Genomic DNA, 13,432 nt, shown 5'->3' with positions numbered 1-13,432 from the left:
TGCCGACCCGCAGGTCGCCGAGCAGAAGCAGGGGCTCAGTACGACACCGCGTAATCAGGCGCCACCTGCACTTGACCATCCGGTTATGGAACCACTAGGTTAAAAAACCTCGTAGTTATGAAAGGGGGTAGTTATGGGCAAAGTCGCTGCGGGCGCCTCCATGTCGTTGGGCGGCTTCATCTCCGATCCCTCAGGCCCTGGAACGGTGGTTTGGCTGGGAAATCCCCGTGCCGTCGAGGGCGACCGGGACACTCACCTGATTTACGAGGTAGCGCGGTGACGGCGGGCCCGCTCGACGCCACGTTCGCGGCGCTGGCCGATCCCACGCGCCGAGCGATCCTGGCGCGGCTGCACAGCGGTGAGGCGACGGTGTCGGAGTTGGCCGCGCCATTCGCCATGAGCCAGCCCGCGATATCCAAGCACCTGAAGGTCCTGGAGCGGGCGGGACTGATCTCGCGCGGGCGTGACGCCCAGCGCCGTCCGTGCCGGCTCGAACCCGGTGCGCTCAAGGAGGCCGCCGGCTGGCTGGAGACCTACCGGGCCTTCTGGGAGGACCGCTTTCAGGGCCTGGACGACCTGCTCGACGAACTCAAGGAAGCCGACGATGAATGAGATAGCAGACCGGTATCGGCGCCGCGCCGACGCCTTCGACGCCAAGGCCGCCGCCGTCCGTCCGGACCAGTGGGCCGATCCGTCCCCGTGCGCGAGATGGACCGCCAGGGACGTCGTCCGGCACATCGTCGACATGCACGAGACGATGCTGCTCCCGCTGGGCCGTACCCTCAGCACGGCACCGTCGGTCGACGCCGACCCCGCCGCGGCGTTCCGTGCCGCACGCGCCGACGTCGAAGCCGTGCTGGCCGACCCCGCGCTGGCCGGGCGGGAATGCGACACCCCCTCTGGCAAGATGACCGCGCTGCGGCACATCGACCAAGTGGTCAGCCAGGAGCTGCCGCTGCATGGTTGGGATCTGGCCAAGGCCACCGGGCAGGACGACACTATCGACCCGGCCGACGTCGAGGACGCCTGGTCCATCATGCGAACCCTCCCTGAGGGTCTGATGGAGCAGTTCCGAACCCCGGGAGCCTTCGGCCCGGACGTCGAGGTCTTCGGCCCGGAGATCAAGGTCGATCAGGAAGCGCCCTTGCAGGACCGTCTTCTCGCCTTCATCGGCAGGGATCCGCAATGGCGCCCGTAACCATCGCCACCCCTTCAGACCGGGCGATCGTCATGACCCGGACCTTCGCCGCACCCCGCTCGCTTGTCTTCGCGGCCTGGACCGAATCCGACCTGATCAAGCGCTGGTACGGCGCAAGGGACTGGGATCTCGTCTCGGCCACGATCGACCTGCGCGTCGGCGGTGCCTGGCGCTTCGTCTGGCGGGGACCGGGAGGGGCGAGCATGGCCGCTGGTGGCGCGTACCGCGAGATCGTAGCACCCACCCGGTTGGCCTACACCGAATCCTTCGACGACGCCTGGTACCCCGGCCAAGCGCTCGTGACCCACGACCTCGCCGAGCGGGGCGGCACCACCACGCTCACCACTACCTACCTCTTCAACTCCAGACAGATTCGCGACCTCGTTCTCGAATCCCCCATGAAACGCGGCGTCGCCGAAGGCTACGACCGCCTCGACGACGTCCTTCGTGAGATAGGAGAAGCATGAAATACATGTTGATGCAGTTCGGCGGCAGGGAAACAGGAGGAGCCATTCATGATGCTCGAAGGTAAGAACGCCGTCATCTACGGAGCCGGTGGCGGGGTCGGGGCCGGCATCGCAAAGGCCTTCGCGCGCGAGGGGGCCCGCGTCTTCCTGACCGGCCGTACTCAGGACAAGCTCGACCGGCTGGCCAAGGAGGTCGCCGAGGCTGGAGGGCTGGCCGAAACAGCGGTCGTCGACGCCCTTGATGAGGACGCCGTCGACGAGCACGCCCGCTCCGTGGCCGCGCAGGGCGGTATCCACATCTCACTCAACCTCGTCAGCCGCGGTGATGCGCAGGGCGTGCCCCTCGCCAACATGGCGACGGCCGATTTCGTCCGGGCCATCATGAACGGGATCACCACGACCTTCATCACCGCGAGGGCCGCCGTACGGCACATGGCCGAGCAGGGCTCCGGCGTGATCCTGGCCTTCAACAGCGGCTCCGCTCACGGCAGTCCCATGATGGGCAGCACTGGTCCCGCCGACGCGGCGATCGACACCTACATTCGCAACCTCGCTCAGGAGGTCGGTCCCAGCGGCATCCGCGTCGTGGGCATCTGGGCGTCCGGAATCCCCGAGACGTTGACGGCTGAGAGGATCGGCTCGGTCAACAGCGAGATGCGGCTCGACGACGCGGCCCTCCAGGGCGTCATCAGCCATCTGGATGGGATGCGTATGCTCAAACGCTCGCCCTCGCTCGCCGAGGTCGCCGAGGTCGCGGTGTTCCTGGCCTCCGACCGGGCCTCTGCCATCACCGGCACCTTCACGAATGTCACCCAAATGTTCCCGAGCTAGACCCGTGGTTCCCGAGGGCACACGTCGCCGTCTTCCCCCGGCGACCGGTCCAGGCGTAGATCATTGTGAGCCGTTCACCGCCGGCATCCGTAATAGGGGCATGAGGATTTCGCGAATCGTGCCGTCGGCGGCACTCATCCTGGTCGTGAGCGGCGGTACGGCACTGCCGACGCACGCCGCGAGCGCCCAGGAGAGCGCCCAGACGAGCGCGCAGACGAGCGCGCAGGCGAACGGGCACAAGAAGGTGCTGGTGCAGCTCCGCGAGACGGGGGGCTTCGCCGGCATCGACGACCGCGTGACCGTGTACACCAACGGATGTGCGCGGTTCAGCCGCCGTCAGGCACCCCCGGTGAACAAGTGCCTGACCCGCGGGGAGATGCGCAAGCTCCGTGGCTACCTGAAGCATCTGCGCGTGGGCTGCTCCGAGAAGCAGCCGCAGGGAGCAGATTTCATCAAGTACACGCTCGCCTATCACGGGCACCGCGCCAGCCGCTACACGCTGCCCCGCACGTGGAGCCCGGTCGTACGGCAGTTGGAGAAGGCCCTCCAGAAGTACGCGGCCCCCGCCTGACGTTCCCCCTCCCAGGATGACTCGGTGACGTTGCCAGATCTGGCGAGTTGCCAATCGTTGGCAACTCGCCGATTCTGGCAACTTTGCCAACCCCTCCGTTCGCTCGGGGGGCATGGCAGCAGGCCTGACTCCGTTGGGCGCTAGGGAATCTGCGCCTCGACGAAAGCGGGCGCGAACAGGCGAACGCGACGTTCGTCAAGGTCGCCGGCCAAGGCACGTACCGCCATCTCGACACCAGGAGCGCGAGGAAACCCGAACTGGCCGCGCGCCAGGAGCACCCGGCGGGCGACTGTTGTCACCTCGCAGGATGAACGCCTTCAGGGGTGCGTGGCATAAAGAGGTCCTCAGAGTCGATAGCGCGACCTAACCCACTTCATGCATGGGCTACGGTTGTGACCTGGGCCACTCTAGGGCATTAAGGTTCGGCAGGCGCCACGTTTTCTCATGGCTGCGCATGTGGTCGAGAACCGCCTCCCCAGTGTGCGGCAATCGGCCCGGGCCCGACAGACAATCCAACGCGAGTTGACTCAACGCTACGTGTGGCAACCCATCGACGCCGCGACGCCCGACGAATACTGCCATATCGGGAGGTTGAAGTAGCAGGACATCCGCCCCTTGAGCTACGGAAAAAAGATCGCGGCTGTTCGCGATGGTGGTCGCGGCATTCGCGGAGGCGTAGAGCATCACCTGGCCGCCGATGGTCACTGGCGCCAGTTGCAACGCTGCAAGTGGCCCGGTAACAGCAAGTTCAGCGTGCAGTTCGCATTGCCCGCGCAACCAGTCGATAAATCGATCCGTCCCATTCGATGCCAGGAAACCAGAAAAGCGACCAGACTTGAGTAATGTGGTCTCAGAGGCACGCAGCCGTACCAATGCCTCCCAGTCAACGTTGACGACTCCCCTGCCTCGGCGACGGATCAGACCTTCCTCCTGCAGGACATCCAGCAGTCGGGAAACGTAAGCAGGGCTCAAGCCGGTGGCCTCGGCCAGTTCGCCGGCTCGGTAGGGAGGTTGCACGTCGACCAAGGCCCGGACCAGGCGGCCGGCTCGAGCACCGCTCAGTCCTCTTTTGTGACCGATGGCGCGCGGCCGCGGGTCACGTGTGGCGCCCTGAGCCTGGATCACCACAGCGGGCCGATTCATCCGGAATGAGATATTTCCCGTCAAGTCGATGTAGCCGCAGCCCCAGCCGGACAACATTTCACGAGCGCGCGGACTGATCCACGGAGCGACGACCACGGCGGCGGCATCCGGACGGAAGCGACGTATCAGGGAGACCCGCGGCAGCAGTTCTCGTTCCAGGCGAGCAGGCGTCGGATCCGGGACGGCTGCCATCAGGGCACTCCCATGAGAGTCCGGTCCTTCGATCCCGATCAGCGCGTCATATCCCAGGTCTCCAGCCTGGCCGGGCGCCTCCTCTACCTGCACGCTCCACTGTTCCCCCAGCAGGTCGCGTAGCTCGTCGATCCCTCGCCGCAGAAGTCGGGCCGCGTCCTCGGCAAGCTCCCCCCCGTTGATGCCGCTCATGGCTCCAGCATGTCACGGGCACGGTCGCGGACGCGAGCAAAGTTGCCAGATCTGGCGAGTTGCCAATCGTTGGCAACTCGCTGTTTTTGGCAATTTTGCCAACTCCTGCGCCGCAGGGCGCCCTGGACCACGTCGTACGGCCCCGAGCGGGGGCTTCCGGTGCGGGCCGTGGCGATACCCACCCGATCATGGCCGGGAAATTTTCTCGGCCTGATTCCGTGGAGGATGTAGAGGAATCCGGGGTGTGCTTCGACCTACGGGTGAGAGCCTCGGAGCGGCCCCGCACGGACAGGGAGACGATCTCATGAAGTACATGTTGCTGATGCAGTTCAGCGAGCAGACCGGCCTGCCGCCGATCGAGACCTGGCCCCAGGAGGACGTCAAGGCCCACATCGAGTTCATGCGCGACGTGGACAAGAAGTTCGTCGACGCCGGGAAACTCGTGGACGCGCAGGGGCTGGCGATGCCGGACCAGGCCAGGATCGTGCGGGCCGACGGGGTCGGCTCCCCCGTCGTCACGGATGGTCCGTACCCGGAGACGAAGGAGTTCCTGGTCGGTTACTGGATCGTCGATGTCGAGAGCCAGGAGCGGGCGGTGGAGCTCGCGGCGTACATCTCGGCCGCACCCGGCCCCGGCGGCAGGCCGCTGAACATGCCGATCGAGGTGCGCCAGGTGATGTCGGCCCCGCCGGCTGAGCTGTGACCCCTGACGTCCCGGCCCCCGACGTACCGGCCATCGACGACCTGCTGCGCGAGTTGGCGCCGCAGGTCGTCGGCGTGCTCACCCGGCGGTTCGGCGACTTCGACACCGCGGAGGACGCGGTGCAGGAAGCGCTGCTGGACGCCGCCGCCCAGTGGCCCGAGGAAGGCGTGCCCGGCAATCCGCGGGGCTGGCTCATCCAGGTCGCCTACCGCAGGATGATCGAGCAGATCCGCAGTGAGCAGGCGCGGCGGCGCCGCGAAGATCTCGTCGCCGCACAGGAGCCGATCGATCAGCGGACGATGGCCCCACCGGTCGACGAGGCGTACGAGGCGGGCCGGGACGACACGCTGACCACGTTGTTCCTGTGCTGTCATCCGGCGCTGACCCCGGCATCGGCGATCGCGCTCACCCTGCGGTCCGTCGGCGGTCTCACCACGGCGGAGATCGCCAAGGCGTTCATGGTGCCGGAGGCGACGATGGCGCAGCGGATCAGCCGCGCCAAGCAGCGCATCAAGGCGTCCGGCGTGCCGTTCCGCATGCCGGCTCCGGAGGAGCGGCGCGGGCGGCTCGGCTCGGTGCTGCACGTGCTTTACCTGATCTTCAATGAGGGCTACGCCAGCAACGACGGGCCGGAACTGCACCGGGTGGAGCTGTCCCGGGAGGCGATCAGGCTGACCAGGATGGCGTACCGGCTGCTCCCCGATGACTGTGAGGTGGCCGGCCTGCTCGCGTTGATGCTGCTGACCGACGCCCGGCGTCTCGCCAGGACCGACCGGAACGGCATCCCGATCCCGCTGGCGGAACAGGACCGGAGCGAATGGGACGGCGCGGCGATCGCCGAGGGGATCGGGATCATCACGCGGACGCTGGCCAGGGGCGCGGTCGGCCCCTATCAACTCCAGGCGGCGATCGCCGCGCTGCACGACGAGGCGGCGACGGCGGCCGAGACCGACTGGCCGCAGATCCTCGCACTGTACGGCCTGCTGGAGCGGATGTCCGACAACCCCGTGGTCTCGCTCAACCGCGCCGTGGCCGCCGCGATGGTGCACGGCCCCGCGGCCGGCCTCGACATGCTCAAGGTGCTCGAAGCCGAGGGCCGCCTGGCCGGCAACCACCGCTTCCACGTGGCCCGGGCCCACCTTCTGGAGATGGCGGGCGAGCCTCGGGCGGCCGCCGACGACTATCGCGCGGCGGCGAGCCGCACGCTGAGCATCCCGGAGCGCGACTACCTCACCACCCGGGCCGCCCGGCTCGCCGTCGCGGCCGCCGGCACCCATGGCGGCGCTGACGCGCACTGGCCAGGCTCGTTCACTTACGGGAGCGAGGCGGGATCACCCGCGCCGGAAGAGGGGCGCCGCCGAGTTCCCCGGACCGGATCTGATCGAGCCGACTCTGGCGCGGAGCCGGCAGTGGAGCAGACACTGGGAAACGCCGAGGCCCGCCACCGAGATCGAGTCGGTGGCGGGCCGGTCCTCCCCCGGGAGGTTCCCCGATGGCGGCCCGGGGAGAGGATGTCCGGGATCAGTGGCCGATCGCCGTCGTCCCGGACTACCTCGTGACGGTCAGCGTGAAGGTGGTCACGCCGGTCTCGCCGTCAGCGGAGGTGCCCTTGATGGTGATTCGATAAGTTCCGGGCGGCGTCCGGAAGCCGGTGGTGATGAGGACGTGGCTGCTGCCGCCCTGGCCGATGGTGGTGGGGGTGAACATGGCCCGCGCGCCCGACGGGAGACCGGACGCGGTCAGCCTGATGGAGCCGCTGCCGCCGGATGCCGTCACCGTGGTCTGCGCGAAGAAGCCCTGTCGTACCGAACCGGAGGACGGGGTGGCGGTGACCTTCACGTCCCCGGTCGGCGGTGGGCCGTCGCCGCCCCGGACGGCGAGGTCGACCGTGGCGGTGGCGGTCTTGCCGCCGGAGTTCGTACCGGTCACCGTGACCTTGTAAGTCCCGGACGGCGTCGAGCTGGTCGTGTCGAAGGTCAGCTTGGCGGTCTGACCGGTCTGGACGGAGTCGGGCTGGAAGACCGCCTTGGCGCCGCTGGGCAGGCCGGAGACGGTGAGCCTGATGTCCTCGGGGGCGCCGGAGGTGGTCGAGGTCACCGTGGTCGAGATGTACTTGCCCGCGTCGACGGTGAGCGTGCTCGGCGTCACCGACACGCCGAAGTCGCCGGGCTGCGGCTCGTCGCCGCCGATCTGCTCCTTGACCCAGTCGCCCATGTCGTTGGTGAGGCGGCTGTAGACGCTGTACCAACTGAAGTCGCTGCGGCTCCAGGACGCGAGGCCGATGATCTTTCCGTTGACGACCAGCGGGCCGCCGCTGTCACCGGGCAGGATCGTCACGTGACCGTCGGCGTAGCCGGCGCAGATCATCGTTCGCGGATCGAAGCCGGCCCCGACGCCGGTGCACTGCCGGGCGCCGTCCACGATCGGCAGCGTGGCCTTGTCGAGGGTGACGTCCCTGAGGTCGTCGTTGAAGTCCTTCTTGCCGTAGCCGAACCCGACCCCGGTCCTGCCCGGCGCCTCCAGCCCGGCGTCCGCCGAGGCGGCGACCTGGGCGAACCTGCCGCCCCGGACCGGGATGTCGTCGGCGACCGTCACGACCGCCACGTCGTATCCCTGATCGAAGTTGACGTACCTGGGGTGCTTCTTGTATTCGACGACCCTGGTCTTGAACCCGCCGGGGGAGTTGAGGTCGTCCAGGCCGTAGACGAAGGATTTGTCGCCGGATGCGTCTGCGCAGTGGGCGGCGATGACGATCTTGCGAGGGGCGATGACCGAACCCGTGCAGGTCTGGCCCTGCGGTCGGGAGCCGCCGACGCGTACCCCTGCGATGATCGCGGGGAACTCGTCGACGGTGGCGTCCTGGCCGCCGTAGAAGGTGGCGTGCGGGGATGTGCCACTGGGTGTCGGGACCGTGTCGCCCTCATAGTTGGCGGCCGGTGGGTTGCCGGCCTCGGTCGCCGCGTTGCTCTGTGTCGCCGCGTTGCTTTGTGTCGCCGCGTTGTTCTGTGTCGCCGCGTTGCTTTGTGTCGCCGCCAACGGCACGAGCGCGGCCGCGACGATCATTGGTATGAGGACGCGCAGATGTGGGGGGTTCACTGTAGTCCTTTCCTTACTCCCCGGGGTGGGGAGGCGATGTCGAGGACTACTGTCGGCACGGCCTGCGGTGCCGAACAATCAGGGTGACCATGGGTAGGGGTACCTGGCTTTGGCGTCGCCCTACGTGGTCTCGGGAGCGAACAGCTCGGTTCGTGAGCGTTTGCCCAGTTTGCGCAGGGTGCGGGAGACGTGCTGCTCGACCGTGCGCGGGGAGAGGAACAGCACTTCGGCGATCTCGCGGTTGGTCAGTCCCCGCGCCAGCAGCCTGGCCACGTCCTCCTCACGCGGTGACAGCACGTCGCCGTAGCCGCGACGCCCCCGCCGCGACGGCGTGACCGTGCCGTGCTCGCGCAGCAGGTGGCGGCACCGGTCGGCGTCGCGGGAGGCGCCCAGTTCGGCGAAGCGGCCGGCCAGCGCGGAGAGCTGCGCGACGGCCTCCGAGGCGGCCTCCGAGGCGGCCTCCGGGCCGGTCTCGGAGGAGGAGTCCCCGGTCTCCAGTCGGCACAGCGCCGCCTGCTCGGCGGCCAGCGCCTCGAAGTACGGCGCGGGCAGCCGGTGGAAACCGTTCCGGGCCAGCTCGTGGCGGCGCAGCGCGGCCGGCGGGTCTCCCTCGGCCCGTGCGATCAGCCCGCCCGCCATCTCCAGCGCCGCCTTCGCCATCGGCGCGTCCTTCCCGGCCAGCCCGCGTTCGAACTCGTCTGTCAGCGCACGCGCCTCGTCGAGCCGGTCGCCCGCGAGCAGTGCCTCGACCGCCACCGGGACCAGCTCACCGGCCCAGACCCAGTTCTCCTTGGTACGGATCACCGCCAGCGCGTGGCCGGCCTCGGCGACGGCCGCGACGTGGTCGCCCTGCGCGAGCCTGAGCCGGGCCAGCGCCGCCATGCCCGCGATGACGACGGGCGCGATGCCGTCGTGCGGGGTGTCGGCGCCGGTGGCCTTCAGCCGGATCTCCGCCTCTTCCCAGTCGCCCCGGGCGATCGCGAGCAGGCCAAGGACCAGCGACAGCTCGGTGGCCACCGGCATCAGGTCGTGGTACTCGTCGAGCAGGTCGGTCGCGCGCCCGACCAGCCCCTGCCAGTTCCCGAGGAACCAGTCGAGCCTGGCCTGGCTGGCCCGCCCGGTGCTCACGACGAACGACGCGCCGACGTCGGCCGCCACCCGCAACCCGTCGTCGAGCAGCGCCTGAGCCCGCCCGTAGTGACCCACGCCGACACAGGCGTCGGCCAGGTTGCAGTAGAGCCGGGAGAGCTGTCGCCGCTCGCCGGGGAGCGCGGGGCCGCTCGGCAGCACGTCATCAAGGTCTCCGAGGATGCTGGAGTCCCCGCTGTGCGCCGCAGACGGCAGGTAGTTGGCCAGGAGCGACAGCCGGAGCTCTCCATCCGAGGTCTCGATCAGATTGCGCAGCCACTCCCGCCACACCCGGGTCTCCTTCGCCGGAGTCACGCCGAGGTAGGGCTGGGCCAGCACGGCGACCCCCTTGGCCAGCAGGTCGGGCCGTTCGGCGAGCTCACTCAGGGCCGTCTCGATCACCGAGCATCCCCGCTGGATGCCGTCGGCCTGCCTGATCAGCAACAGCCCGAGGAAGAGCCGCACCTCGCCACGGGTGGCGGTCGACAGCCGGTGGTCGCCGAGCAGCCGCTCGAGGGTGGCGGCCGGGTCGTACTGCTCCAGCCCGGTGTGCGCGACCTCGCCCAGTTTGATCGCCAGCCGGTCCACGTCCTGATCGGTGAGCGCCGGCTCCCTGAGTAATCGCTGCAGCAAGGTGGTCGCGGTCGAGGCGTCACCGACCTGTACGGCCAGATCCGCGGCAGGTTCTCCGTACCTCAGGGCCAGCGCGGTGTCACCGGCCAGGTGGGCGTGGTCGGCGAGCCGCACCAGGGGTGGCGGGTCCCGGCGTTCGAGCGCCCGCAGCGCCCGCACGTGCAGCCGCCTGCGCTCGAAGCCCGGGAGGGTGTCGTAGACGGCCTGGCGAGCGAGCGGATGGCGGTAGCCGTACCGGTAGTCCTCGGTTTCGTGCAGCACCCCGCCGCCCAGAGCCGCCGCCAGCGCGGTGTGGCAGCGTCCTTCGGTCAGACCCGCCACCTCGCGCAGCAACTCGACTTCGGAGGGGACGTCCAGGACGGCCGCCGCGTGGGCGAGCTTGACCGCGGGCAGCGGCATGTCGGCCAGCCGTTCGGCCATCGCCTCCCGCAGCAGCACCGGCACATCGACGTTCTCCAGCAGGTGCCGGGCGGCGGGGCCGTTCAGCTGGACCGCTCCGGTGGAGTGGTGCAGTGCCCGCAGGGTCTCCTCGACGACGAACGGGATGCCCGCCGTGCGTTCGTACAGCTTCGCCGCGAACTCCGCGGAGATCGCGCGGCGGCCGAGTATGGCCGAGGTCAGCGTACGCACCTGGGCGGGGTCGAGCGGGCGCAGGTCCACCAGCACGCTCGCCGTACCGGGCGGTGGGCGATAGGCGCTGCCCAGCGGTACCCCGCCGGGAATGTCCTCCCGCCGATAGGTCACCACGATCGACAGTTCGTCCGGCGGGGCGGCCATCAGGAAGCGCAGCAGGTGCCGGGAACCGTCATCGGCCCAGTGCAGGTCCTCGACGACCAGCAGCGCGGGGCCGATCGCCGACAGCAGCTCACGCACTGCTCGAAACAGCCTGTGACGTTCCGATCTCGGGTCACCCACCGGTTCCGGCGGCTCCGGCAGGTAGTGCGACAGCTCGGGCAGCAGCGGGCGCAGCACACCGGTGACAGGGCTCAGCCGGCTGTGCCCGGGGGGCAGTATCGGGCCGGACATCGGCCGGTGCAGGCCACCCAGCGCCTCGAGCACCGCGCCGTAGAGAAACGGCTCCCGGAGGGAGCGGCAGTGGCCGATCATGACGCGCAGGGGGCGCAGATCCGGTCGCACGATGCGTTCGCGCAGGAGTTCGCGCAGCAGGCGGCTCTTGCCGACCCCGGCCTCCCCCTCGATCATCGCCACGGCCGGCTGCCGGACGAGGGCGGTGGTGAGTGCCGCGAGCTCGGACTCACGGCCGACGAGCACCGGAGCCGAGAGCTTGGCCGACCACGGCGTCCCATGCTCCGGAGCTGTGGTCATATCGCGCCTCCGTATCCGTCCGGGTTCGGCCCGTCGCGGCACCCGGAGCGAAAAGCGTAGGTGACCCACGTAGAGAAAGAAACACCCTCTTTCCACATGGATCACGTATGTCCACGGACATACCTACGGATTGTTACGTGTGCGCCGTGGACGGAGGCTGCTCCGCAGACGGCTGCCGGTCGTCTCCTGGGACCGGCGGCCACGTTGCCCGCAGCCGGGCGGTCGTGACGCCCGGCACGACGCAAACGGAGACCCCCCGTGAGAAACACCCCCAACCCGAGACGGGTCGCACTCGCCGCCCTGGTGACGGCGGGAACGGCCGTGGCGGGACTTGCCATCACGGCACCGGCCCAGGCCGATCCGGTGAAGATCCGCAGCGCGGCCGAGCCCGTACCAGGCAGCTACATCGTCGCTTTCAAGGACGAGACCGCCAGGCCCGGTGTGACCTCCGACAGGGCGAACGAGCTCGCCCGCAAGTACAACGGGAAGATCAAGTTCGTCTACACCGCGGGCCTGCGCGGCTTCGCGGTCAAGATGAGCGAGAACGACGCGCTGCGCCTTGCCGCCGATCCCGCCGTCGCGTACGTCCAGCGGGACGGCACGGCCCACATCGCCGACACCCAGAACAACGCGACCTGGGGCATCGACCGCATCGACCAGCGGAACCTGCCGCTCAACCAGACGTACACCTACTCCGCCAAGGCCGAAAACGTCACCGCCTACATCGTCGACACCGGCATCTACAAGGACCACCGGGACTACGGCGGCCGGGCCTCGTACGGCTATGACTTCATCGACAACGACTCCACCCCGCAGGACTGTCACGGCCACGGCACCCACGTGGCCGGCACGGTCGGCAGCAACACCTATGGCGTGGCCAAGGGTGTGAAGCTGGTCGGCGTCCGGGTGCTCAACTGCCAGGGCACCGGCGAGTGGTCGCAGATCATCGCCGGCATCGACTGGGTCGTGAAGAACGCGGCCAGGCCCGCCGTCGTCAACATGAGCATTGGCGGGGGCGCCGACACGTCCGTGGACAACGCGGTGAAGCAGGCCGTCGACGCGGGCATCACCATGGTCGTCGCGGCCGGCAACGACAGCGCCAACGCCTGCAACTACAGCCCGGCCCGTGCTCCGTCGGCCATCACTGTCGGCGCCACGGACTCGCGGGACACCCGTTCCTCGTTCTCCAACCACGGCAGCTGCCTCGACATCTTCGCCCCCGGGTCGAGCATCCTCTCCACATCCAACAGCGGCGGCACCGCGACCATGAGCGGCACGTCCATGGCCTCACCGCATGTGGCGGGCGCCGCCGCGCTCTACCTGTCGGGCAACCCCTCGGCGACCCCCGCGCAGGTCGCCCAGGCACTGGTCGCCAACGCCACTCCGAACGTGGTCAGCAGCCCCGGCAGCGGTTCGCCCAACAAGCTGCTCTACACCGGGTTCATCGGCGGCGGCGGCCCGAGCCCCAGTCCGAGCCCGACGCCGAACCCGCCCAACTGCTCGGGAGGGAGCAACGGCGACGACGTGTCGATCCCCGACGCGGGCTCGGCGGTCACCAGCCCGCTGACGCTCAGTGGCTGCTCCGGCAAGGGCACCACCACGACCGGCGTCAAGGTCGACATCGTGCACTCCTACACCGGTGACCTGGTCATCGACCTGGTAGGCCCGAGCGGCGCGGTCTACAACCTGAAGCAGGCGGGCGGCGTCGGCTCGGCCGACGGCGTGCACCAGACGTTCACGGTGAACACCTCCGCCGAGGACCGCGACGGCACCTGGAAGCTTCAAGTCCACGACGTCTACTCCTACGACGTCGGCAAGATCGACTCTTGGTCGATCTCCTTCTGACGGTCGGCCTTCCGTTACGGCACGCGCGCCACGCGGCCGAGGAAGCGCGACCCGGGCCGGAGGTTCTGAAACCTCCGGCGGCGGCGGGCCCGGACCACGGTCCGGGC

11 protein-coding genes are annotated in these 13,432 nt (G+C 69.0%); 8 read left to right on the top strand and 3 right to left on the bottom strand.

The genetic code is table 11. From position 1 onward, the window contains the following. Positions 1-276 precede the first annotated feature (276 nt). The 5 genes from Mth01_RS26935 (at position 277) to Mth01_RS26915 (ending at position 3,067) form a co-directional block, all read left to right on the top strand. The gene (locus Mth01_RS26935; protein WP_204018766.1) at positions 277-612 is read left to right on the top strand and encodes an ArsR/SmtB family transcription factor; all 336 of its coding nucleotides are present in this window, start codon (positions 277-279) and stop codon (positions 610-612) included. Then, complete coding sequence (locus Mth01_RS26930; protein WP_204018765.1) at positions 605-1,198, top strand: TIGR03086 family metal-binding protein; 594 nt, start codon at positions 605-607, stop codon at positions 1,196-1,198. Before Mth01_RS26935 ends, Mth01_RS26930 begins: the two co-directional genes overlap by 8 nt. After that, on the top strand, positions 1,186-1,665 hold the full coding sequence (locus Mth01_RS26925) for an SRPBCC domain-containing protein (protein WP_204018764.1): 480 nt from the start codon (positions 1,186-1,188) through the stop codon (positions 1,663-1,665). The genes Mth01_RS26930 and Mth01_RS26925 overlap by 13 nt, the downstream gene beginning before the upstream one ends. A gap of 48 nt (positions 1,666-1,713) precedes the next feature. Continuing rightward, positions 1,714-2,496, top strand: coding sequence for an SDR family NAD(P)-dependent oxidoreductase (locus Mth01_RS26920; protein ID WP_204018763.1), 783 nt, complete (start codon positions 1,714-1,716; stop codon positions 2,494-2,496). A gap of 100 nt (positions 2,497-2,596) precedes the next feature. Next, positions 2,597-3,067, top strand: a complete 471-nt coding sequence (locus tag Mth01_RS26915; protein ID WP_204018762.1) for a hypothetical protein — start codon at positions 2,597-2,599, stop codon at positions 3,065-3,067. Between the two features lie 384 nt (positions 3,068-3,451). Here Mth01_RS26915 and Mth01_RS26910 read toward each other — a convergent pair whose 3' ends face one another. Continuing rightward, the gene (locus Mth01_RS26910; RefSeq protein ID WP_204018761.1) at positions 3,452-4,594 is read right to left on the bottom strand and encodes a helix-turn-helix domain-containing protein; all 1,143 of its coding nucleotides are present in this window, start codon (positions 4,592-4,594) and stop codon (positions 3,452-3,454) included. Between the two features lie 304 nt (positions 4,595-4,898). Between Mth01_RS26910 and Mth01_RS26905 the strand changes: the two genes are divergently transcribed. Continuing rightward, on the top strand, positions 4,899-5,297 hold the full coding sequence (locus tag Mth01_RS26905) for a YciI family protein (protein ID WP_204018760.1): 399 nt from the start codon (positions 4,899-4,901) through the stop codon (positions 5,295-5,297). Continuing rightward, positions 5,294-6,856: an RNA polymerase sigma factor gene (locus Mth01_RS26900; protein WP_308440850.1), complete on the top strand. Its 1,563-nt coding sequence runs from the start codon at positions 5,294-5,296 to the stop codon at positions 6,854-6,856. Before Mth01_RS26905 ends, Mth01_RS26900 begins: the two co-directional genes overlap by 4 nt. On the opposite strand, the gene Mth01_RS26895 is transcribed toward Mth01_RS26900, so the two are convergent. Together Mth01_RS26895 and Mth01_RS26890 are read right to left on the bottom strand one after the other, a co-directional pair. Further along, positions 6,846-8,393 carry a trypsin-like serine protease gene (locus Mth01_RS26895; RefSeq protein WP_204018759.1) on the bottom strand — a complete coding sequence of 516 codons (1,548 nt, stop codon included), beginning with the start codon at positions 8,391-8,393 and terminating at the stop codon, positions 6,846-6,848. The two genes, Mth01_RS26900 and Mth01_RS26895, sit on opposite strands and share 11 nt — an antisense overlap. A 120-nt stretch (positions 8,394-8,513) precedes the next feature. Next, a complete protein-coding gene (locus Mth01_RS26890) occupies positions 8,514-11,480 on the bottom strand; it encodes an ATP-binding protein (protein ID WP_204018758.1) in 2,967 nt (988 codons plus the stop codon). 258 nt (positions 11,481-11,738) lie between these two features. Here Mth01_RS26890 and Mth01_RS26885 point away from each other — a divergent pair, with 258 nt between their 5' ends. Further along, positions 11,739-13,325: a S8 family peptidase gene (locus tag Mth01_RS26885; RefSeq protein ID WP_204018757.1), complete on the top strand. Its 1,587-nt coding sequence runs from the start codon at positions 11,739-11,741 to the stop codon at positions 13,323-13,325. The last annotated feature ends 107 nt before the right edge of the window (positions 13,326-13,432 follow it).

It is taken from the genome of Sphaerimonospora thailandensis, from assembly GCF_016863115.1.
GTDB lineage: Bacteria > Actinomycetota > Actinomycetes > Streptosporangiales > Streptosporangiaceae > Sphaerimonospora > Sphaerimonospora cavernae.
The sequence above is the reverse complement of the archived record's forward strand: the minus strand, read 5'-3'. Positions and strand labels throughout refer to the sequence as shown.